Source organism: Kitasatospora sp. NPDC088391, from assembly GCF_044753345.1.
Classification (GTDB): domain Bacteria; phylum Actinomycetota; class Actinomycetes; order Streptomycetales; family Streptomycetaceae; genus Kitasatospora.
This window is the reverse complement of sequence record NZ_JBIVNB010000001.1, coordinates 194,407-213,490: the sequence shown is the minus strand read 5'-3', so window position 1 is coordinate 213,490 and position 19,084 is coordinate 194,407. Positions and strand designations below refer to the sequence as shown.

The 19,084-nt window shown below is 76.8% G+C and carries 19 protein-coding genes and 1 pseudogene; 8 read left to right on the top strand and 12 right to left on the bottom strand.

From position 1 onward, the window contains the following. Positions 1-14 precede the first annotated feature (14 nt). The 4 genes from ACIQBJ_RS00880 to ACIQBJ_RS00865 form a co-directional block, all read right to left on the bottom strand. The gene (locus ACIQBJ_RS00880) at positions 15-2,195 is read right to left on the bottom strand and encodes a vWA domain-containing protein (RefSeq protein WP_400701229.1); all 2,181 of its coding nucleotides are present in this window, start codon (positions 2,193-2,195) and stop codon (positions 15-17) included. A 79-nt stretch (positions 2,196-2,274) separates the two neighbouring features. Continuing rightward, positions 2,275-3,213: a DUF389 domain-containing protein gene (locus tag ACIQBJ_RS00875; RefSeq protein ID WP_400701226.1), complete on the bottom strand. Its 939-nt coding sequence runs from the start codon at positions 3,211-3,213 to the stop codon at positions 2,275-2,277. Between the two features lie 114 nt (positions 3,214-3,327). Beyond that, entirely contained in the window at positions 3,328-4,047 is a 720-nt protein-coding gene (locus ACIQBJ_RS00870) for a CBS domain-containing protein (protein ID WP_400701223.1), read from the bottom strand. 58 nt (positions 4,048-4,105) lie between these two features. Further along, entirely contained in the window at positions 4,106-4,552 is a 447-nt protein-coding gene (locus tag ACIQBJ_RS00865) for a universal stress protein (RefSeq protein WP_400701220.1), read from the bottom strand. Positions 4,553-4,843: 291 nt separating this feature from the next. Here ACIQBJ_RS00865 and ACIQBJ_RS00860 point away from each other — a divergent pair, with 291 nt between their 5' ends. The 3 genes from ACIQBJ_RS00860 (at position 4,844) to ACIQBJ_RS00850 (ending at position 6,952) form a co-directional block, all read left to right on the top strand. Next, complete coding sequence (locus ACIQBJ_RS00860; RefSeq protein ID WP_400701217.1) at positions 4,844-5,692, top strand: universal stress protein; 849 nt, start codon at positions 4,844-4,846, stop codon at positions 5,690-5,692. 103 nt (positions 5,693-5,795) lie between these two features. Then, positions 5,796-5,963 (top strand): hypothetical protein, encoded by a 168-nt coding sequence (locus ACIQBJ_RS00855; RefSeq protein ID WP_400701214.1) that lies wholly within the window; start codon positions 5,796-5,798, stop codon positions 5,961-5,963. 116 nt (positions 5,964-6,079) lie between these two features. Further along, positions 6,080-6,952: an S-methyl-5'-thioadenosine phosphorylase gene (locus tag ACIQBJ_RS00850; RefSeq protein WP_400701211.1), complete on the top strand. Its 873-nt coding sequence runs from the start codon at positions 6,080-6,082 to the stop codon at positions 6,950-6,952. Here ACIQBJ_RS00850 and ACIQBJ_RS00845 read toward each other — a convergent pair. Further along, the gene (locus tag ACIQBJ_RS00845) at positions 6,921-7,424 is read right to left on the bottom strand and encodes a hypothetical protein (RefSeq protein ID WP_400701207.1); all 504 of its coding nucleotides are present in this window, start codon (positions 7,422-7,424) and stop codon (positions 6,921-6,923) included. The genes ACIQBJ_RS00850 and ACIQBJ_RS00845 overlap by 32 nt on opposite strands. Position 7,425: 1 nt before the next feature. Beyond that, positions 7,426-8,541, bottom strand: coding sequence for a molybdopterin-dependent oxidoreductase (locus tag ACIQBJ_RS00840; protein WP_400703427.1), 1,116 nt, complete (start codon positions 8,539-8,541; stop codon positions 7,426-7,428). 232 nt (positions 8,542-8,773) lie between these two features. On the opposite strand from ACIQBJ_RS00840, the gene ACIQBJ_RS00835 reads away from it, so the two are divergent. The 3 genes from ACIQBJ_RS00835 to ACIQBJ_RS00825 all read left to right on the top strand — a co-directional run bounded on the left by ACIQBJ_RS00835 (position 8,774) and on the right by ACIQBJ_RS00825 (position 12,040). Continuing rightward, the gene (locus ACIQBJ_RS00835; RefSeq protein WP_400701204.1) at positions 8,774-10,213 is read left to right on the top strand and encodes a glycosyltransferase 87 family protein; all 1,440 of its coding nucleotides are present in this window, start codon (positions 8,774-8,776) and stop codon (positions 10,211-10,213) included. 906 nt (positions 10,214-11,119) lie between these two features. Then, positions 11,120-11,404, top strand: a complete 285-nt coding sequence (locus tag ACIQBJ_RS00830) for a hypothetical protein (protein WP_400701201.1) — start codon at positions 11,120-11,122, stop codon at positions 11,402-11,404. Positions 11,405-11,650: 246 nt separating this feature from the next. Then, on the top strand, positions 11,651-12,040 hold the full coding sequence (locus ACIQBJ_RS00825; protein WP_400701198.1) for a hypothetical protein: 390 nt from the start codon (positions 11,651-11,653) through the stop codon (positions 12,038-12,040). A gap of 335 nt (positions 12,041-12,375) precedes the next feature. Here the strand turns inward: ACIQBJ_RS00825 and ACIQBJ_RS00820 are convergent, their stop codons facing one another. From ACIQBJ_RS00820 to ACIQBJ_RS00810, 3 genes and pseudogenes are all read right to left on the bottom strand, one after another. Further along, positions 12,376-13,044: a methyltransferase domain-containing protein gene (locus ACIQBJ_RS00820; protein ID WP_400701195.1), complete on the bottom strand. Its 669-nt coding sequence runs from the start codon at positions 13,042-13,044 to the stop codon at positions 12,376-12,378. A 203-nt stretch (positions 13,045-13,247) separates the two neighbouring features. Continuing rightward, the gene (locus tag ACIQBJ_RS00815; protein WP_400703424.1) at positions 13,248-13,766 is read right to left on the bottom strand and encodes a DUF2064 domain-containing protein; all 519 of its coding nucleotides are present in this window, start codon (positions 13,764-13,766) and stop codon (positions 13,248-13,250) included. Positions 13,767-13,871: 105 nt separating this feature from the next. Next, positions 13,872-14,573: pseudogene (locus ACIQBJ_RS00810) on the bottom strand (glycosyltransferase); the annotation flags it as partial. Positions 14,574-14,770: 197 nt separating this feature from the next. On the opposite strand from ACIQBJ_RS00810, the gene ACIQBJ_RS00805 reads away from it, so the two are divergent. Further along, on the top strand, positions 14,771-15,541 hold the full coding sequence (locus ACIQBJ_RS00805; protein WP_400701192.1) for a response regulator transcription factor: 771 nt from the start codon (positions 14,771-14,773) through the stop codon (positions 15,539-15,541). Continuing rightward, positions 15,538-16,677: a sensor histidine kinase gene (locus ACIQBJ_RS00800; protein WP_400701189.1), complete on the top strand. Its 1,140-nt coding sequence runs from the start codon at positions 15,538-15,540 to the stop codon at positions 16,675-16,677. The genes ACIQBJ_RS00805 and ACIQBJ_RS00800 overlap by 4 nt, the downstream gene beginning before the upstream one ends. A gap of 45 nt (positions 16,678-16,722) precedes the next feature. On the opposite strand, the gene ACIQBJ_RS00795 is transcribed toward ACIQBJ_RS00800, so the two are convergent. The 3 genes from ACIQBJ_RS00795 to ACIQBJ_RS00785 form a co-directional block, all read right to left on the bottom strand. Next, a complete protein-coding gene (locus ACIQBJ_RS00795; RefSeq protein ID WP_400701186.1) occupies positions 16,723-17,778 on the bottom strand; it encodes an NAD-dependent epimerase/dehydratase family protein in 1,056 nt (351 codons plus the stop codon). Between the two features lie 122 nt (positions 17,779-17,900). Next, entirely contained in the window at positions 17,901-18,347 is a 447-nt protein-coding gene (locus tag ACIQBJ_RS00790) for an anthrone oxygenase family protein (RefSeq protein WP_400701183.1), read from the bottom strand. A 159-nt stretch (positions 18,348-18,506) separates the two neighbouring features. Further along, entirely contained in the window at positions 18,507-19,055 is a 549-nt protein-coding gene (locus ACIQBJ_RS00785) for a carboxymuconolactone decarboxylase family protein (RefSeq protein ID WP_400701180.1), read from the bottom strand. Between the last annotated feature and the right edge of the window lie 29 nt (positions 19,056-19,084).

The window sequence follows — 19,084 nt, the reverse complement described above, 5'->3', positions numbered from 1 at the left end:
CCCCCGCGCCGCCGCTACGACCGCCGGCGGCGGCGCAGCGCGGCCAGGCCCAGGGCCGTGCCGCCGAGGGCGGTGGCCGCGGCGGCCCAGCCGGTCAGGGCGGGCAGGTCCGGGGCGCCGGTCTCGGGCAGCGGGACGGGCGGGACGGGCGGGACGGTGGCGGAGTGGGACGGGGACGGGACGGGCTCGGGGGTGCCGGGTGTCGGGGACGGCTGCGGACCCGGCCCCTCGGGGCCGGGCTCCTCGGCGCAGTCGACGACGTTGGTGACCTCGGCGGTGAGGTGTTCCCCCGTCAGTTCGGCGGTGTGCGGCAGGGGCAGGTCGGTCGCCGCCCCGTCCAGGCGGGTCAGCCGGGACGAGGTGAGGACGCAGCCGGGCCGCTCGACCGCGGCGGTCTCGGCGACGGTGACCGCCTCGCCGACCCGGTAGCCGGGGCGGGTGACGCCCCACGGCTGCGCGCCGGGGCCCGCCCCGCCCGGTCCGGTCAGGCTCAGCGCCGCGGTGAGCCCGGCGGGCTGCCGCCCGTCGGCGTAGTCGTGGCCGTCGACCCGCCAGGTCTTGGCGACGGTGACGTCGGCGGGCCGGACGGGCCGGTTGTGCACCAGGCAGCTGACGGCCGCCTTGCTCGGCACCGTGACGGTGAAGGACAGGTCCCGGTCGGTGACCGGCACGGCCTGTCCCGTGTCCAGGTTCGTGCAGACCGCGTTGTGCCCGCCCTGCGGGACCAGTTCGTAGCCCTCCTGCTGGACCTCGGCGACCGTGACGGGGCCCTCGGCGACGCCGGTGAACGTCGGGTGGAAGGAGACCGCGCCGGTGCCGTCGTCGGTGGTGGTCTCGCGCGCGGGGAAGCCGCCGATGCCGGAGGCGCCGGTGCTCGCGTCGAAGGTCCAGCCCGCCCCCGCGTTCACCGCGCCGGTGACGTCCTCGCCGGTGGTGCCGGCGGGGGCGATCTGCTTGACCACCGACAGGCTGCCCCGGCACTGGAACAGCGCCAGGTCGTGCAGGTCCTGCCCGGCCGAGGCGAAGTCCGCGGTCTGGAAGTGGTCGGCGGCCAGCAGGTTCGTCCCGTCGTACGGGGTCGGGCCGGACAGCGCGCGCAGGTTGAGGCCGGAGACGCCCTCGACGCCCTTGCCGACGCCCAGGGCGATGACCCGGGCCCCGGTCGCCTTGACGGCGTTGGCGGAGAAGATCCCGTTCTCGACGTCCCGGAAGTGGGTCCGCGAGCCGTCGCCCTGGGCGTCGTCGGCGAACCGGGTCGGGTTCCCGTCGGTGATCACCACCACCGCCTCGTAGCGCTGCGCGGCCTCGGCCACCGCCGCCAGGCCCCGGTCCCAGTTGGTGCCCTTCCCCAGCGTCCAGTCCGCGTAGAGCCGCTTGAAGGCGTCGGCCCCCGCCTTGGTGGAGACCGGGAGCAGCTCCGGGTGGTTGCGGTCCACGCTGGTCGAGGGCGAGGCCTGGTCGAAGGAGTAGAGGGCCATCCGCGAGGGGGTGCCGGTCAGGGCGTCGGTGAAGGTGTCGGCGGCCGCCTTGAGCTGGGGCAGCGCGCTGCCCACGGAGGCGGACAGGTCGAGCACCACCGCGACGTCCAGGCCGCAGCCGACGTGCGGCACCGGGTTGGTCCGGGAGTTCTGCCACACGCCGCCGGAGGCGGGGTAGTTGGTGCCGAAGGTGTCGCTGACCATGAAGCCGTCGGGGCCGGTGTCGGTCGAGGCGTAGGTGCGCCCGGCCGCCAGCGCGGGCGTCCGGAACGCGTAGGGCGCGGCGGTCGAGTCGCTGCCGCTGCCCGGCCCCGTCCGCAGGGTCGGACTGGTGAACCAGCCGGCGGGCGCCCCGTCCGGGAGCTGCCGCACCCAGAGGCGGGTGCCCGCGTTGGCCCCGCCCGGACCGGTGCCCGGCACGGTGAAGGAGCAGTCCCCGTCCGCGTCGGCGGTGCACACGCCCCAGCCCGGGTCCACCGGCGCGCCCGAGGACTCGTCCGCGTACAGGCCCAGCCGGACCCCGGCCAGCGGCGCCACCGTCCTGGGCCCGGTCCGGTCCCCGCCGGTGCGCACCGTCACCACCGCGTCCCCCGCCCCGGGCGACGGCACCGAGCGGCCGGGCCCCGGGGCCGCCCCGATCAGGGCGACGCTCATGAGCGCCAGGGCCGGGACGGCGGCGGACGGGCGGCGGCGGCGGAGGGCGCGGAGATCTGACACCCCGTCATCCTGGCCGCGGGCCACCCGCGCGGCACCGCCTGCCCCGGGGACACGCCGACGGGCCCACCCGGGCGGAGGCTCAGCGCCGCCCGGGGCCGCGGCGGACCAGGCGCCAGGCGGCGTGCTGGACCAGCAGGGTGAGGACGCCCGCCAGGACGATGCCGGACAGGTTGAGGGCGAGCTGCACGGCGGAGCCCCAGGCCTGCGCGTACTCGCGGTAGGCGACCGCGACGGCGGCGTTGGCGGCGGCGGGCACGGTGGTGACCGAGATCGCCACGCCGACCAGGGCGGACGCCTTGGCCGAGGTCAGCGAGAGCAGACCGGCCACGCCCGCCAGGAACGCCACCACGAAGGACATCGCGTCCGGCTGCCAGATGAACGAGGTGTTGGGGCGGGCGGCGGCGAACTTCGCGTCGCTGAACAGGCCCAGCCCGTCCATCAGCAGCGAGAAGCCGACGGTCAGGGCCATCGCCACGGTGAAGCCGACCGCCAGCGCCAGCAGCGACCGGGCCGCCGGGCGGCCCCGGCGCTGCACGAGCGCGACGCACAGCCCGGCCAGCGGACCGAACTCCGGGCCGACGGCCATCGCGCCGACGACCAGGATCGCGCTGTCCAGGACGGCGCCGCAGGCGGCCAGCATGGTGGCGACCGTCAGCAGCGCCAGGAAGACCCCGCTGAGCGTCGACTCCTCGTGGACGACCCCGGACACCTCCTCCCACACCAGCGCGTCCACCCCCTCGCCCGGGGCCGCCTCCTCCGCCGCGTCGGCGGCCTCCGAGAGGACCAGGCCGGTCTCGCCCAGACTGATCGCCCCGCGCTCCGGCAGGCCCAACTCCTTCAGCCCGTCGAGGAGTTCGTCGGCCGCCTCGCGGGCCACGTCGCACAGCACCACGTCCCCCGCGGGCCGCACCGCCCCGCCCGGCAGCACCACCACGTGGGCCACCCCGACACAGGCGTCGAGCCGGGCCAGGACCTGCTCGCGCAGGTCGGCGGGAACGATCAGGCGGAGCTGGAGCACGTGGCCCTCCGGGCGGACGGTGCGGACGGGACGGTCCGGAGCGGGGCGGCCCCGCCACGTGCACGGTAGCGCCGCCCCGGACCGGGCGGTCACCCGGACACCCCGCCGCCGGGCTCAGCGGCCCGCGCCGAGGCCCGCGGCGCCGAGCGCCGCGATGTCGAGGCCCGCCGCGTCCAGGCCCGCGGTGTCGTCGGTGCGGTGCTCGAGCAGCACCCGGACGTCCACCACGCCGTCCACGCTCCGGCACAGCCGCTCCAGCACGTCGGCGAGGCTGCGCCGGGCCACCGTGCCGGTCAGCGTGACCCGGCCCTCCTCGACCGTCACGCCGATGCCGTCCGGGGAGAGCCCCATCGCCCCGTCGAGCACCTCGTGGCGGATCTCCTCCCGGATCGCCCGGTCCTGCCGCAGGAACACCCGCAGCAGGTCGCCCCGGCTGACCACGCCGATCAGCCGCCCCGCCTCGTCGACGACGGGCAGCCGCTTGACGCCCGCCTGCTGCATCCGCCGGGCCGCCTCGACGACCGTCCACTCGGGACGGCAGCAGAGCACCGGACGGCTCATCAGCCCGTCCGCGGTGGCGGCCCGGCTGCGGACGGCCTGACCGGGCGTCAGACCGGGCGCGAGCAGCAGCCCGGACGGGTCCTCCCGGGCGGACTCGCTCAGCAGCAGGTCCGCCTCGGAGACGATCCCGACCGGCCGGTCCTCGTCGTCCAGCACGGGCACCGCCGTGATGTCGTGCTCGGCGAGCAGCCGGGCGATCTCCTTGAACCCGGTCCCGGGCCGCACGGCCACCACCGGACGGGTCATCAACTGTCCTACGCTGCGGTGTCGCATCTCCGCTTCCCTTCCTCTTCCGCGCGCCCGCCGTCGCGTACGCGCCCGCCGCCGTGGATCACCGGCCGGACGGCCGGACCGGGGCGTGCCGGACCACCACCACCGGACACGGCGCGTGCTGGACGCAGTGCTGGCCGACCGAGCCCAGCAGCGCCCCGGTGAACCCGCCGTGGCCGCGGCTCCCGACCACCAGCAGTTCGGCGTCGCCCGCCGCGGCCAGCAGCACCGGGACCGCACCGCCCCGCACCACCCGGGCGGCCACCCGGACCGGGTGCTCCGGGTCGGCGGCCTCGACCAGCACGCCGTCGAGCGTCTTGCGCGCCACGTCGGCGGCGAAGTCCCCGTCGGCGGGGTGGCCGGCCCAGCCCGGCGCGGACGGGTGCTGCCAGGCGGTCACCGCCTCGACGTCCGCACCGACCGCCCGCGCCTGGACGAGGGCCCAGCGCAGCGCGTCCACGGAGGACGGGGACCCGTCCACCCCGACCACGATCCTGCGCGTCGTCACGTTCTGCTCCTGCACGGCGGTCCTCCCCGGTGTCCGGTGCGCGCCCCGCGGTGCGCCGTCCTGCTCGCACTGCCCGGTCGCGCGGTGATCGCCTCCACCCTCCGCCCGGCGAGGGGCGCCGGGACAGGGCCGTCGGGGTCGTGCCGCAGGGCCGGACGGTCCCGGTGCCGGGGCGGGACCTTGGGCCCCGCCGGGGGACCGTCGGGTCCTGTCGGCCCGGCCCCGGCCCGGCGCAGCATGGGAACCGGAGGCGGGACAGCGGGTCACCGCCCCGAGGGAAGGGGAACGGCCATGGCGCACGGCATCGTGACCGGGTTCGACGGATCGGCGCAGTCGGAGGCGGCGGTCGGCTGGGCCGCTGCCGAAGCGGCCCTGCGGGGCGTGCCGCTGCGGATCGTCCACGCCTGGCCCTGGCTGGGCGCGGCCCTGGACGACGGGCCTGCGGCCGCTCCCCACCGCGGTGCCCTGCACGAGTCGGCCGAGGTCGCCGAGCGGCTGCGCGAGGCCCACCCCGGGCTGGAGGTCGTCACCGAGGCGCTGGCCGCCGATCCGGTCGACGCGCTGCTCGCCGCCGCCCCGGAGCACCGGTTGGTGGTGCTGGGCTCGCGCGGGCTCGGCGGCTTCGCCGGCCTCCTGGTGGGCTCCGTCGGCCTGGCCGTCGCCGCCCGCAGCACCACCCCGGTCGTCCTGGTCCGCGACACCGCGCCCGCGCCCGCCGGGAGCCCCGAGATCGTGGTCGGCGTGGCGGACGAGTCCTCGGCGGCGGTGCTGGAGTTCGCCTGCGCCGAGGCCGAGCGCCGGGGCGCCCGGGTGCGGGCGGTGCACGGCTGGGAGCTGATCCCGTTCTGGACCGCCGCGGGCTGGATGCCCCCGCAGGCCGACAGCGCGCTCCGCGAGGCCGACGTCCGGGCGGCCCTGGAGAAGGCCGTCGCCCCCGCCCGGGCCGCGCACCCCGGGGTCGACCTGGTCACCGAGACGCGGATCGGGGGCGCCGCGCACGCGCTGGTCGGGGCCGCCGCCCACGCCGACCTGGTCGTGGTCGGCCGCCGCGAGCACCGCCCGGCCCCCCGGCTCGGCCCGGTCGCCCACGCCGCCGTCCACCACTGCACGGCCCCGGTCGTCGTCGTCCCGCACGCCTGACCGGCCGGGCGACGACGGCCGCCCGGGCGGCGACCCCGCCCTTCCATACCCCTGGGGGTATAGTGGGAGGACGTTCCACCGTCCCACCCCGAGGAGTCCCGCCATGTGCCGACGTACCACCTGCCGCAACTGCGGCAAGGCGACCTACGCGGGGTGCGGCATGCACGTCGAACAGGTCCTCGCCGGAGTCCGCCCGGCCGACCGCTGCGCCTGCGACCGCGCCGCGGGCAAGGGCGGCGGCCTGCTCGCCCGGCTGTTCGGCCGCCGCTGAGCGCAGGCGGCCGCAGGGTGCCGGCGGTCGCCGAGCACCGGCCGCCGGGGCCCGCGTCACGGAGTCGTAAGCCCGCGCCGGACGCCCCCGGCGCCGCCACTCCCTAGGGTGGCGGCATGACCATTCCCACGGAGCCGCCCGCCCGCCCGTCCACCGCCCCGCGCGCCGAACTCGGTGTGATCGGCGGTTCGGGACTGTACGCACTGCTCGACGACGTCACCGAGGTGCACGTCGAGACGCCGTACGGTCCGCCCAGTGACGCCCTGTTCGTGGGGGAGGCGGGAGGCCGTCGGGTGGCGTTCCTGCCGAGGCACGGGCGCGGGCACCGGCTGCCGCCGCACCGGATCAACTACCGCGCGAACCTGTGGGCGCTGTACGCGCTGGGGGTGCGGCAGGTGCTCGGCCCCTGCGCGGTCGGCGGCCTGCGGCCCGAGTACGGGCCGGGGACGCTGGTGGTGCCGGACCAGTTCGTGGACCGGACGTCGGGGCGGGCGCAGACGTACTACGACGGGCGGGTGCTGCCGGACGGGTCGGTCCCCGAGGTGGTGCACGTCTCGGTGGCCGACCCGTACTGCCCGCGCGGGCGGGCCGCCGCCCTGGCCGCCGCCCGCACCGCCGGGTGGGAGGCGGTGGACGGCGGAACCCTGGTCGTCATCGAGGGGCCGCGGTTCTCCACCCGGGCCGAGTCGCGCTGGTTCGCGGCCAACGGCTGGTCGGTGGTCGGCATGACCGGCCACCCCGAAGCAGTACTGGCCCGTGAACTGGGCCTGTGCTACACCTCGCTGGCGCTGGTGACGGACCTGGACGCCGGGGTGGAGGCGGGCGAGGGCGTCACCCACGCCGAGGTGCTGGAGGTCTTCGCCCGCAACGTCGACCGGCTGCGGTCGGTCCTGTTCACGGCCCTGGAGGAACTGCCCGCCACCCGCGACTGCCCCTGCTCCCACACCCTCGACGGCCTCACCACCGGCCTCCCCGGCGTGCCCTCCTGACGCTCCGTCGGGCGGCGGTCCGTCGGGTGGTGCTCCGCCGGGCAACATTCCGTCGGGCGACGCTCCGTCGGACGACGGCGAGCAGCGCCGCCCCGGCCCCGCCAGCGGCCAGGAACAGCAGCCAGTTCCGCAGGTAGGGCAGCGGCAGCAGGGTCGCATTGCCGCCGTCGTGGCCGGCCCGCAGCACCGCCGGGCCGGCCACCGCGCCGACGGCCGCCACCACCACCAGCCAGCCGCGCAGCACCGGCCGGTCGCGCAGCACCGGTCGACCGCGCAGCACCCGCCGCCCGGCGACCGCGCCGACCGCGCACACCAGCGGCAGCCACAGGCCGTCGTGCACGGCCACCAGCCCGGCCGCCCACCACAGGACGCCCAGCGGATCGGAGACGTAACGGTCCGTCAGCAGCCCGACCAGGCCGCAGCCGATCAGGGCGAGACCGCCGGACAGCAGGGCACCGCGCAGGACCCGCACCTCAGACCACCTCGATCCGGGCGACCCACTTGGTCTGCAGCACCCCGGGCCGGTTCGGCGCGACGAGCCGCGCCGGGAACCCGTGGTCGGGCGTCAGCGGCCGCCCGTCCAGCGCCAGCGCCAGCAGGGTGAGCGGGTCGTCCGCGTACGGGGCGGGCAACTCGGTGACCCGGTACGGCCCGTCCGCCTCCAGCGAGGTGATCCGCACCGCCGAACCCGCGGGGACACCGGCCCGCCGCAGCAGGTCGGCCAGCCGCACCCCCGTCCAGCGGCCGTTCGCGCTCCACCCCTCCACGCAGGCGATCGGCAGGTCCGCGGTGGTCTGCGGCAGCGCCCGCAACTCGGCGAGGCCGATCCGGAAACCCGCCGGGCCGTCCACGGCCAGCTGCCAGTCGGCGGGCACGACCGCGGTACCGGCCTGCGCGGCGGTCCGGTTCACCGGCAGGGAATCCCCACCGGCCCCGGGCCGGCGCGGCGCGAACAGGTCCAGGGCCCGCAGCCACGGCACGGACTGCCCGGCCGTGGTCAGGGTCACCGCGCCGACGGCCGCCGCCGTCGCCGTCAGCAGCGCCCGCCGCCCGGCGAGCGGCACCACGACGGCGCGGCGCCAGTGTGCGGCGATCACCGGCGCCTTCACGGCGAGGTGGACCAGTAGCGCGCCGACCGCCGTCCACGCCGTCCAGTAGTGGGTCTGCCGGAACGGGAACGGCCACGGGTACCACTGCAGGGTGTTCAGCAGGCCGGTGCACAGCTCCAGCAGCACCGCCGCGACCAGCAGCGCGACCGCGAGCCGCTCCAGCAGGTGCCGCACGCTCCGCGCGGGCGGCCACTCGAACAGCCGCGGGTACACCGTCCACAGCTTCGCGCCCGCCAACGGGATCGCGGCCAGCCCGGCGGCCACGTGCAGCCCCTGGGTGACCCGGTACCCGGCGACCGGCCGGGACGGCAGACGGTCCGTCAACCACCCCGGCGGGTCCTGCAACAGATGGCTGACCAGCCCGGTGGCGAAGCACACCAGCAGCGCCGCGCCCAGCCACCGGCCCAGCACCACCGCCGCCCGCGGCTCGTGCGCGGCGGACCGGAACGCGCCCGGACGGAACGGGCCGCGCCGCAGCACGGCGGGCGGCTCCGGCAGCGGCCGGTCGAGCCGCCGCCGGACGGGGGAGGGGGAGGGGGAGGGGGAGTCGGATTCCACCCCGCCATCGAAGCGCGCCCGAGCGCCCGCGCGGCGGCACGACGTGCTTACGGAATCCGAACGCCGCCCCCCACACCCCTCGCCTTCCTTACGGAACCCGGACGGCCCGCCCCGCACCGCCCCGGCGGCGGCCCGCCGCTGCCAGGGTGGGCCGGTGACCGTACGCCCCGCCCTGCTCTGCTCACTCGCCCTCGCCGCCCTCGCCGGCTGCCTCGCGCTGACCTTCACCACCGGCGGCACCCTCGGCGACCGGACCCCGCTGTACGGCTGGTATGCCGCCGACGCCGCACTGTTCGCGGCGGCGCTGCTCCTGCTGCGCCGGGTGCCGGACCGCCAGGTCGCCCGGCTCGTGCTGGCCGGCGGCGTCCTGGTCGCCGCGACCGGACTGCTCGCCCCGCCCCGCACCAGCGACGACGCCTACCGGTACGGCTGGGACGGCAAGGTGCAGGCTGCGGGCGTCTCCCCGTACGCGTACCCGCCCGAGGACCCGGCACTGGCCCGGCTGCGCGACCCCGGCCGCTTCCCGGCCTCCCCGCCCTCCCCGGCCTCCCCGACCGGCGGCGGCTGCACCGGCTGGGACGAGCGCCGCACCGCCGACGGGGCCTGCACCCGGATCAACCGGCCCGCCGTGCACACGATCTACCCGCCGCTCGCGGAGGTCTGGTTCCTGCTCCAACGCCCGTTCGGCGACGGCGTCCGGGTCGCCCAGGCCGCCGGAGCGGCCCTCGCAACGGCCACCACCGGGGCCCTGCTCGCCCTGACCGGCGGACGGCGGCGGGCCGCACTGTGGGCCTGGTGCCCGGGCGTCGCGGTGTGGGCGGTCAACGACGCCCACGTCGACACCCTCGGCGCCCTGCTGGCGGTGACCGGCCTCGGCCTCGCGGCCCGCCGCCGCCCGGCCGCGGCCGGAGCGGCCCTCGGCGCGGCGACCGCGGTGAAACTCCTGCCCGCCCTCACCCTGCCCGGCGCCCTCTCCGGCCTGCTGGCCCGCCGCCCGACCCGGCGGGACGTCCTGCTCTGCACGGCCGCGGCCGGGGTCTTCGCGCTCTCCTACCTCCCGTACATCGCCGCCTCCGGGACGGGCGTCCTCGGCTACCTGCCCGGCTACCTGCGCGAAGAGGGCTACCAACAGGGCCACCTGGAACGGTTCGGCCTCCTCCGCCTCCTCCTGCCCGACCGGGCCGCCCCCTGGGCCGCCGCCGCACTCCTCGCCGCCGTCCTGTGGCGCGTCCTCCGCCACGGCGACCCCCGGCAGCCCTGGCGGGGAGCCCTGGAGGTGACCGGCACCGCCCTCCTCCTCGCCGCCCCCGCCTACCCCTGGTACGCCCTCCTGGTGGTGGCCCTGGCCGCCCTGGACGGCCGCTGGGAGTGGCTGGCGGTCCCCGCCGCCGGACAGGTCCTCTACCTGGCCGGCGGCAGCGACACGCAGCAACTCGCCTACGGCGCAGCGGCCTTGACCGTCATCGCGGTCGCAGCCCACCGCTCCCGCACACCGGCCCCGCGCCCGGAGGCCGACACGGTCAGTGGCCCCGGCTCTCGAAGGAGCGCCCGCCCAGGAGGTAGCCGGACGGGAAGCCGAGACCGATATCGGTGAGCAGCCGGGCGAGGAACTCACCCACGTCGCAGTCGAACTGCTGCCATCCGCCGGAGGCGTCGTCCCGGCTCCCATCCGGTGATCGTGCACAGCCTCTCGACCCAGGTGCTCGTTTCGGGGAGCCCGGCGCGGACCTGGTTGCCGTCACCACCGCCCGACTCCGCGACGTGCTGGTGCGGCTGATCACGGCCGGGCAGTGGAAGGCCGGAGATCCGGAGGTGCTGGTGGTGATGGGCCCCGGCTACGACGCCCCGCGCACTCTCCCTCTCCTCGGCGACCTACCGGTGCAGGTCCTCGGCCGGTTCCGTCCGGGCCAGGTGATGCGTCGCCCGGCACTGAACCGGGCCGAGTGGCTTGCGGCTCATCCGACCGGCGTCGGCCCCTGCCAACAGGCGTTCCTCCGCCGCTTCGACCGTGAGCGCACGTTCCGCCTGCCCAAGCAGACGCTCCGCTGGACTCGGCCCCGCCTGCGCGACCCGGCGGCAGCCGACCGCTGGACCTGGCTCGTGATCGCTGCCCACACCCGGTGCCGCCTCACCCGCCCGCTCGTCGCCGACCTCCGCCACCCCGGGGAACAGCCGGTGGAACCCGGACAAGCTCACTCCCGCCCGTGTCCGGCACGGGTTCAGGAACCTCCACCCGAGGGCCCCTCACCAGCGCGAGCACCGGAAACCGGCTCACCCCGGCCCCGGCCACTCGGTTCGAAGAACCAGCGGAGCGCTGCCCGCCACGAGTTCGGCAGGGTCCTGGCCACCGGCCAGGCATACGCTCCGCCCGCCCACCACGAGAACGGCACCGCACCACGACGAACGGGATGAGGGCCCGCCCGATGGCCCCGCGCTTCGATCGATCCAGTTGAATGAGCACATGAGAAGAGACCGGGGACGGAAGCGGGCTCCGTTCGCCATGCCGAAGGACATCGTTCTGCTGGCGACCCCGCCCGGCTGGCGCCACAGCCTCGTCACCTCGGACGGCGGGTTCGTCTGCGGACACTTGCCCGGCATCCCCGTCGAGGACGCCGAACGAGCCAAAGAACGCGCTGCTGCGATGTTGAGCGAACTGGGACGCGAGTTCCACGGGGCTGTCTTCGAAGTCGTGTGGGAAGAGTCCACGTCGCCCGACTCCTGGACAGGCCACATCCATCACAGCTTTGAACCACAGCCGGCCGAAGCTGACCGTCTCAAGGGCTGAAGCGGAACGATTCAACTGTTTGCAGCGGTCCGTCGGGATCTGGCGTCCATCTTGTGGTGGGCGGGCCTGGCGTACGCCTCGCCGGTGGCGAGGACTCCGCCAACCTCGTACTGGGGGGGCCGGCCACCGGGCGGCGCATCACCCGGTCCGAGCGGAACCGGCCGAGGAGGAGGCACGGTGATTCGACCTGATCGAGGGGCGACCGGGTTTTGGGACCGGCGGGACGAGCCGCTCCCGGAGACGGATGTGGCACTGTTCCGACGTGCCTGCGCCGAAGCCGCGCGTGGAAGCCGGGCTCGGCTCGGTGAACTCGTTCCGGCCGGGACGTCGACATTTCACTGGTTCCCGATCGCAGCCGAGCGCGAGGCACAGGCGGGTCTCTGCCACGCCCACCTCCCGCTGGTCGCCTTCACTCGCGTTGCCCCGCAACCGGGGCAGCCGCTGTCCGGTTTCGTGGACGCGCCGATGTGGACCGGCGGCTTCGCGAGCGTCGGCCTGCGTGTTCTGACGGTCAAGGAGCTCAGCACGCCGATGGAGCAGGTGGATCTCCGCGGCCTCTCCAGGGTCGAACTCGCGCAGATCCGCCACTGGCGTCCGGAGGTGCTCGGCGACCTCCTCTTCAATTGGTGGGACTGACACTCCGTTGACCATCTGACGTCGGTCACGCCACGGACGGCCACGGCCGCCTGCCTGCGGCATGTCGTGGTGGGTCCGGACCAGGAGTGCGACCGCTGACCGGGTCCTGTTCGACGGCATGCGGTCGATCCTCACAGTGACACGAGCCGGCGGCGAGACCTTCTCCCCGGCCGGCAAGTGGGGCGTTCGCTGCAGCCGTGCCTACTCGCGGTTCTGACACGCAGGAACGTCACCCGTGCGGGGATTCCGCGGACGGCGGAGCGATCCTCGCGTGATCCGGTCGGCCGCCAGGCGCCAAACCCCGACGGACCACTGCGGACAGTCGAACGGCAGGCTCAGGAACGGCGTAGCGCGAGGAACGAGCGGCCGTGCGAGCGCCAGTGCTCCACCGGCTCCAGGCCGGCCGTCGCGCCGTGCCGGGCCGTTGCGGCGGGTCCGCAGCGGGCCCAGCGGAACGGTGGTCCCGCGCCGTCCGGGCCCGCCACCCGGACGGTCGAGACCTCGTCGACCTCGGCCGGGTCGGTCTCCACCAGGAGCAGGCCGCCCGGGGCGAGCAGTTCGGCGGTCCGGGACAGCAGGGCGGCGGGGTCGCCGCCGATCCCGAGGTTGCCGTCGGCGAGCAGGGCCCCGCCCCAGCGGCCCTCGGCGGGGAGCCGGTCGAACACCGAGCGGCGCAGGGCGAGGGCGCCCAGGCCGGCGGTGCGGTCCACCGAGGCCGCGCACACGTCCACCCCGAGCGCCGGAACCCCCGCCGCCAGCAAGGCCGCCACCAGTCGGCCCGGCCCGCACCCCAGGTCCAGCACCGGCGCGCCCAGGCCCAGGCAGCGCGACACCAGCCCGTGGTCCGCCCCGGCGGCCGGGGCGCACCAGCGCTCCACCTCCAGCACCGACCGCGAACCGTCCCCCCGACACAGCCACAACGGCCCCCGCCCGGCCCGCACCGCCCGCCCGAACGGATCGTCCACCCAGGGCTCGGCGACGGAACGGGCGCTGGCGGGCTGCATGCGGACACCTCGGGTCGGAAGAAGGGGAGGGGGACAGGGGAGGGGGACAGGGGAGGAGCGGCCCCGGCCGCCGGGCCGCCGGTCGCGCTGGTGCGGGGAGCCGATCGTCCGCAGGCCGGTCGAGACCCGGACCCGGGCCGCCGCCGAACGGTCCGGTCTTTCATCCGGGCGCAACTCCCTTCCGCAGATGGGCAGTCGGGCCGTCAGTCAGGCTGCCGGTGCGCGGGGGCGGGGGCCGTGGGGCGCAGTTCCCGCCAGTGGGCGGCGAACCGGGTGGTGGGGGCGAGGGCGGCGACGGTGGCGGCGTCGTCGGGGCCGTCCACGTCCAGCAGGGCGGGCAGGTGGTGGACCGTCAGGCCCTCGGCGGTCAGGCGGGACAGGAGGTGGCGGCCGGTGGCGGGGGTCGACATCGGGACGTCGTGCAGCAGGCGGGCGGCCAGGGCGGCGTTCGGGCGGGCCAGGCCGAGGGCCCAGAAGCCGCCGTCCTCGGCCGGGCCGAACCAGGCGTCGGCGCCGGTCCGGGCGGTGGCCGAGAGCGGGGCGGCGAGGACGGCCGGGTCCAGTTGGGGGGTGTCCATGCCGACCAGGAGGGCCGGGGCGGCGGGGGCGAGCCGGGCCGCGTGGGCGAACGCGGCGGCGAGCCGGCGGTCCAGGCCGCCCGCGCACTGCGGCAGGACCTCCCAGCCCGGCGGCAGCCACCGGCCGGGCGCGCCGTCCAGCACCAGCAGGCGCCGGCCCGCCGGGACGGCGGTGAGCGCCGCCAGGGTGTCGGCGAGCGCGGCCGCGGCCAGTCCGGCGGCCTGCTCCGGGGTGAACGCGGGGGTCAGCCTGGTCTTCACCCGGCCCGGCACCGGCGCCTTGGCCAGCACCAGCAGGGTCGGCGGCGCGGCCGCCAGCACCCGCCGCATGTCGCGCACCGCCTGCCGGGTGCCGCGGACCGTCCCCGTCACCTTCGAACGGCCCGCCCGCGGCCGGTAGTCGACGGGTGTCTCGGCGATCCGCATCCCCGCGGCCGAGGCCGCGAGCACCGTCTCCAGCGGGTAGCCGGAACGCCGGTCGCCCAGGCCCAGTGCCAGCAGCCGCTCCCGGCGGGCCGCCCGCATCGGCCCCAGGTCGTGCAGCGGCGCACCCGTCACCGCGCGCAGCCGCCGGGCCAGCACCAGGTTGGCCAGCCGGGCGTGCGGCGGCCACGCCCCGAACGAGACCGGCCGCCGCCGGCCCAGCACCAGGTCGGCGTCGCCCGCCGCGACCGGGCCGACCACCCGGGGCAGTTGTGCCGGGTCCAGCGAACCGTCGCAGTCCAGGAAGCAGACGAGCTCGGCGTCGGCGGCCAGCAGCCCGGCGTGGCAGGCCGCGCCGAACCCCCGGCGCGGCTCCGCGACCACCGTTGCCCCCAGCGACGCGGCCAGCTCCGCCGAGCCGTCCCGCGAACCGTTGTCGACCACGATCGCCCGCCAGCCGGCCGGCACCCGGCCCAGCACCCAGGGCAGCGCCCGCGCCTCGTCCAGGCAGGGCAGCACCACGTCCACCGAGGACGGGAGAAGAGAAGGAGTCACGACCGCCACGCTAGCCACGCCCCGGGCCGCCCCGGCGGTACGCCACCCTTACGGAAGTCCTACGCCACCAACGCACCGCACCCGGAACGAACCGGCCCCGGATCTTACGGAACCCGAACACGGGCCCGGCCCGGGGCCGCGCACCGGCCCGGACTCGTATCCTCGGGCGGGTGAACCAGAGCGCCGCCCCCGCCGAGCCCCCGGAGCCCGCCCGCATCCTGGTCGTCGACGACGACCCGACCGTCGGCGAGGTGGTGGCCGGCTACCTCGCCCGGGCCGGCCACCTGGTCGACCGTGCCGAGGACGGCCGCCACGGCCTCGAACTGGCCGAACGCCACCGGCCCGACCTGGTCGTCCTCGACCTGATGCTGCCCGGGCTCGACGGCCTGGAGGTGCTGCGCCGCCTGCGGGCCCGGCCCGACCGGCCCGACCTGCCGGTGGTGCTGCTCACCGCCAAGGGCGACGAGGCCGACCGCGTCCTCGGCCTGGAACTCGGCGCGGACGACTACGTCACCAAGCCGTTCAGCCCGCGCGAACTCGTCCTGCGGGTCCGGTCGATCCTGCGCCGGGCCGGCGCCGCCGCACCCGGCCCGGCGGCCGAACCCCTGCGCTCCGGCGACCTCGCGCTCGATCCCCGGGCCCGCCGGGCCCACCGCGGCGGGCGCGAACTGGCGCTCACCAGCCGGGAGTTCGAACTGCTCGCGTTCTTCCTCCGGCACCCGGCGACGGTGTTCTCCCGGCACGAGCTGATGCAGCGGGTCTGGGGCTGGGACTTCGGCGACCTGTCGACCGTCACCGTCCACGTCCGACGACTGCGCGAGAAGATCGAGGACGACCCCGGCGCGCCCGCCCTGATCAGCACCGTCTGGGGCGTCGGCTACCGCTACGACCCCGCCGACGCCCAGGCCCCCGCCGGCACCGACGACGGGGGAGCCCGGTGAAGGACCTGCTGCTGATCGCCCTGTTCGCCGCGCTCGGCGCGGGCGGCGCCGGACTGCTCGGCCTCGCCGCGCTGCGGCTGCTGCGCCGCCGCTCGCTGGCGCTCACGCTGTTCGCGGTCGCCGTGGTCAGCGTCCTCGCCGTCACCTCCGGGACCTTCGCGGTGGCCCGGGCGATGTTCCTGTCCCACCACGACCTCGGCGTGGTGATCACCGTACTGGCGATGGCCTCGGTGGTCGCGCTGCTCACCGCCGCCCTGCTGGGCCGCCAGGTCACCGCCGGTGGGCGGGCGGTGGCCGCGGCCGCGCGGACCGTGGGCGACGACGGCGGCTTCGCCCCGCCGGACCGGCCGCTCGGGCGCGAGCTGGCCACCGTCAGCGCCGAACTCGCCGCCACCAGCGCCCGGTTGGCCGAGTCCCGGGACCGCGAACGGGCCCTGGACGCCTCCCGGCGCGAGCTGGTCGCCTGGATCTCGCACGACCTGCGGACCCCGCTGGCCGGGCTGCGGGCGATGGCCGAGGCGCTGGAGGACGGCGTCGCCGAGCAGCCCGAACGGTACCTGGCCCGGATGCGGACCGAGGTCGAGCGGCTCACCGGCATGGTCGACGACCTGTTCGAACTCTCCCGGCTCCAGTCGGGGGCGCTCTCGCTGACCCTCTCCCGGGTCTCGCTGCACGACCTGGTCGACGACGCGCTGGCGGGCGCGCTGCCGCTGGCCCGGCAGCGCGGGGTGAGCCTGGAAGGGCGCGAGGTGCACGCCGGGCCGGTCGAGGCCGACGCCCGGGAGATCACCCGGGCGATCGGCAACCTGCTGGTCAACGCGATCCGGGCCACCCCGCCGGACGGCGTGGTCGCGGTCTCGGCCCGCCGGGAGGACGCCGGCGTCGTGCTCGCCGTCACCGACGGCTGCGGCGGCATCCCCGAACCGGACCTGCCCCGGGTCTTCGAGACCGGCTGGCGCGGCACCGCCGCCCGCACCCCCCGTCCCGCCGCCCCGGGCAGCCCCGACAGCGGCGCGGGCCTCGGCCTCGCCATCGTCCGCGGCATCGTCGAGGCGCACGCGGGCCGGGCCGGGGTCCGCAACGTCGACGGCGGCTGCTGCTTCGAGATCACCCTCCCGGCCGCCCGCCACCCCTGACCCCGCCGGGCCCGCGCCCCGTCCGGCCCGCGCCCCGACGCCCCGTCAGGCGCGTTGCGGGGCGCGGGCGAACTCGGCCACGCCGACCGCGAAGGGCACCCGCGGGCGCCAGCCGAGTTCGGCGCGCAGCCGGGTGGAGTCGGCCGTGACGTGGCGGACGTCGCCCAGGCGGTACTCGCCCGTCACCACCGGGGCGGGGCCGCCGAGTTCGGCCGCCAGCGCCGCGGCCAGGGCGCCGACGGTGCGGACCTCGCCGCTGCCGACGTTGTACGCCCGGGCGCTGCCCGCCGGACGGCCGGGGAGGGCCGCCAGCGCCGCCGTGTTCGCCGCGGCCACGTCCCGGACGTGCACGAAGTCCCGCCGCTGGCCGCCGTCCTCGAACACCCGGGGCGCCTCGCCGCGGGCCAGCGCCGAGCGGAACAGCGAGGCCACGCCCGCGTAGGGGGTGTCGCGCGGCATCCCGGGCCCGTACACGTTGTGGTAGCGGAGCGTCAGGACCCGGCCGCCGCAGGCCCGGGCCCAGGCGGAGGCCAGGTGCTCCTGGGCGAGCTTGGTGGCGGCGTACACGTTGCGCGGGTCCGCGGGGGCGTCCTCCGCGACCGTGCCGGGCAGCAGCGGCTCGTCGCACACCGGGCACGGCGGCTCGAAGCGCCCGGCGTCCAGGTCGGCGGCCCGGCGCGGCCCGGGCGCGACCGGCCCGTGCGCCCCGCACCGGTACGCGCCCTCCCCGTACACCACCATCGAACCGGCCAGCACCAGGTCGCGGACCCCGCGCCGGGCCATCGCGGCCAGCAGCACGGCCGTCCCCAGGTCGTTGCACCCGGCGTAGGCGGGCGCGTCGTCCAGGTCGACGCCGAGCCCGACCATCGCGGCCTGGTGGCAGACCGCCGTCACTCCGTCCAGGGCCGCCTCCACCGCCGCCGCGTCCCGCACGTCGCCGTGCCGGAACTCCGCGCCCGCGGGCACCGCCGCCGGCCGCCCCGACGGGTGCACCGCCGGCAGCAGCGCGTCCAGCACCCGCACCTCGTGGCCGTCCGCGAGCAGCGCGCCGACCACCGCGGAGCCGATGAAACCGGCCCCGCCCGTCACCAGGATTCCCATCCCCGGGACGCTACCGGCGCCCGCCCCGCGGGCGGGCCCGCCGGGCGGCGACGTCACGGACGGGTAAGAACCCCGGGGCGGTCGCGGGGCGTTCGGGCCAGGAGCGTTCGGGCCAGGGGCGTTCAGACCAGGGCGGTGACCAGCAGGGCGAAGGCCGCGACCAGGACGGCGACCCGGGCGTAGTGGTAGCGGTCCCAGCGCGCCTGCTGCTCCCGCCAGTCGGCGGGCCGGTTCGCGGGCGTCCAGGTCTTGCTGCGGTTGTTGATCGGCACCAGCAGCAGGACCGACATCAGCACGCTCAGCACCAGCAGGGCGGCGGCCGTCAGAACCGGCCCCGTCCCGGCGCGGTGCCACCCGGCGGCGGCCCAGGCGCCGGCGAGGACGACCGAGCCGATGTACCAGAACGGCATCAGCGCGCCGAGCATCCGGCCGCCGTGGGCCCGGCCGAGCACCAGGCTCTCGTCGGGGAGCGCGCCGAGGATGCGGTTCACGATGAAGGCGACGCAGAACTCCACCCCCACCAGCAGGCCGACGAGCACGGTGGTGACCACCTGGAGTGCACTGAGCACGGGAACCCCTCCCAGAGGAACTAGCGGCGCTAGAAGATGGTGCAACGGTAGACCTGCCACCGATCTGTTGTCTAGCAGTGCTAGGAAAAAAGCCGGGAGGCCCGGAACGGCAGGAACGGCCCGCCGGCAACCGGCGGGCCGTTCCCGGGAGTCGACGCCTCAGTCGAGCGGCGGGGCGTAGCCGCGGGCGACGATCCGCTCCGCGCCCTCCGCGTAGTAGCCCGGGTCGGCGGGCAGCTCGGTGTCCAGGCAGGTGACGTACCGGTTGTAGAGGCAGAACGCGGCCGCGATCAGCACCGTGTCGTGGATCTGCTCGTCGTCCGCCCCGGCCGCCCGGGCCTCCGCCACCAGCTCGGCCGGCAGCGCCCGGACCGGGCCCCGGACGGCGGCGGCGATCCGCAGCAGGGCCCGCAGCCGCGGCGTGACGGGGGCGCCGTCGAGGTCCGTCAGCACCGCCTTCACCAGCTCCGCGCCGCCCTCCAACTGGGCCGCGGCGAAGGCGCTGTGCGAACCCGAGCAGAACTCCGTCTCGTTCAACTCCGAGGTGTACGCCGCGATCAGCTCGCGCTCGCCCCGGCTCAGCGCCGGCGACTGCGGGCTGTGCAGCAGTGTCTCGGCGAGCCGGTTCAGCGGGGCGGCGGTGTCGGGGCGCTGGGTCAGCAGACCGCTGATGCCCGGGAGGCCGTTGGTGAGGGTGATGTGAGGCATGGCTGTCTCTCCACGAGGTCGGCCGGACG

Excerpts from the sequence above, each read along its gene's own strand:
- ACIQBJ_RS00870 (WP_400701223.1), bottom strand. The coding sequence starts at position 4,047 with ATGCGACACCGCAGCGTAGGACAGTTGATGACCCGTCCGGTGGTGGCC.
- ACIQBJ_RS00860 (WP_400701217.1), top strand. The coding sequence starts at position 4,844 with ATGGCGCACGGCATCGTGACCGGGTTCGACGGATCGGCGCAGTCGGAG.
- ACIQBJ_RS00855 (WP_400701214.1), top strand. The coding sequence starts at position 5,796 with ATGTGCCGACGTACCACCTGCCGCAACTGCGGCAAGGCGACCTACGCG.
- ACIQBJ_RS00850 (WP_400701211.1), top strand. The coding sequence starts at position 6,080 with ATGACCATTCCCACGGAGCCGCCCGCCCGCCCGTCCACCGCCCCGCGC.
- ACIQBJ_RS00830 (WP_400701201.1), top strand. The coding sequence starts at position 11,120 with ATGCCGAAGGACATCGTTCTGCTGGCGACCCCGCCCGGCTGGCGCCAC.
- ACIQBJ_RS00820 (WP_400701195.1), bottom strand. The coding sequence starts at position 13,044 with ATGCAGCCCGCCAGCGCCCGTTCCGTCGCCGAGCCCTGGGTGGACGAT.
- ACIQBJ_RS00795 (WP_400701186.1), bottom strand. The coding sequence starts at position 17,778 with ATGGGAATCCTGGTGACGGGCGGGGCCGGTTTCATCGGCTCCGCGGTG.
- ACIQBJ_RS00785 (WP_400701180.1), bottom strand. The coding sequence starts at position 19,055 with ATGCCTCACATCACCCTCACCAACGGCCTCCCGGGCATCAGCGGTCTG.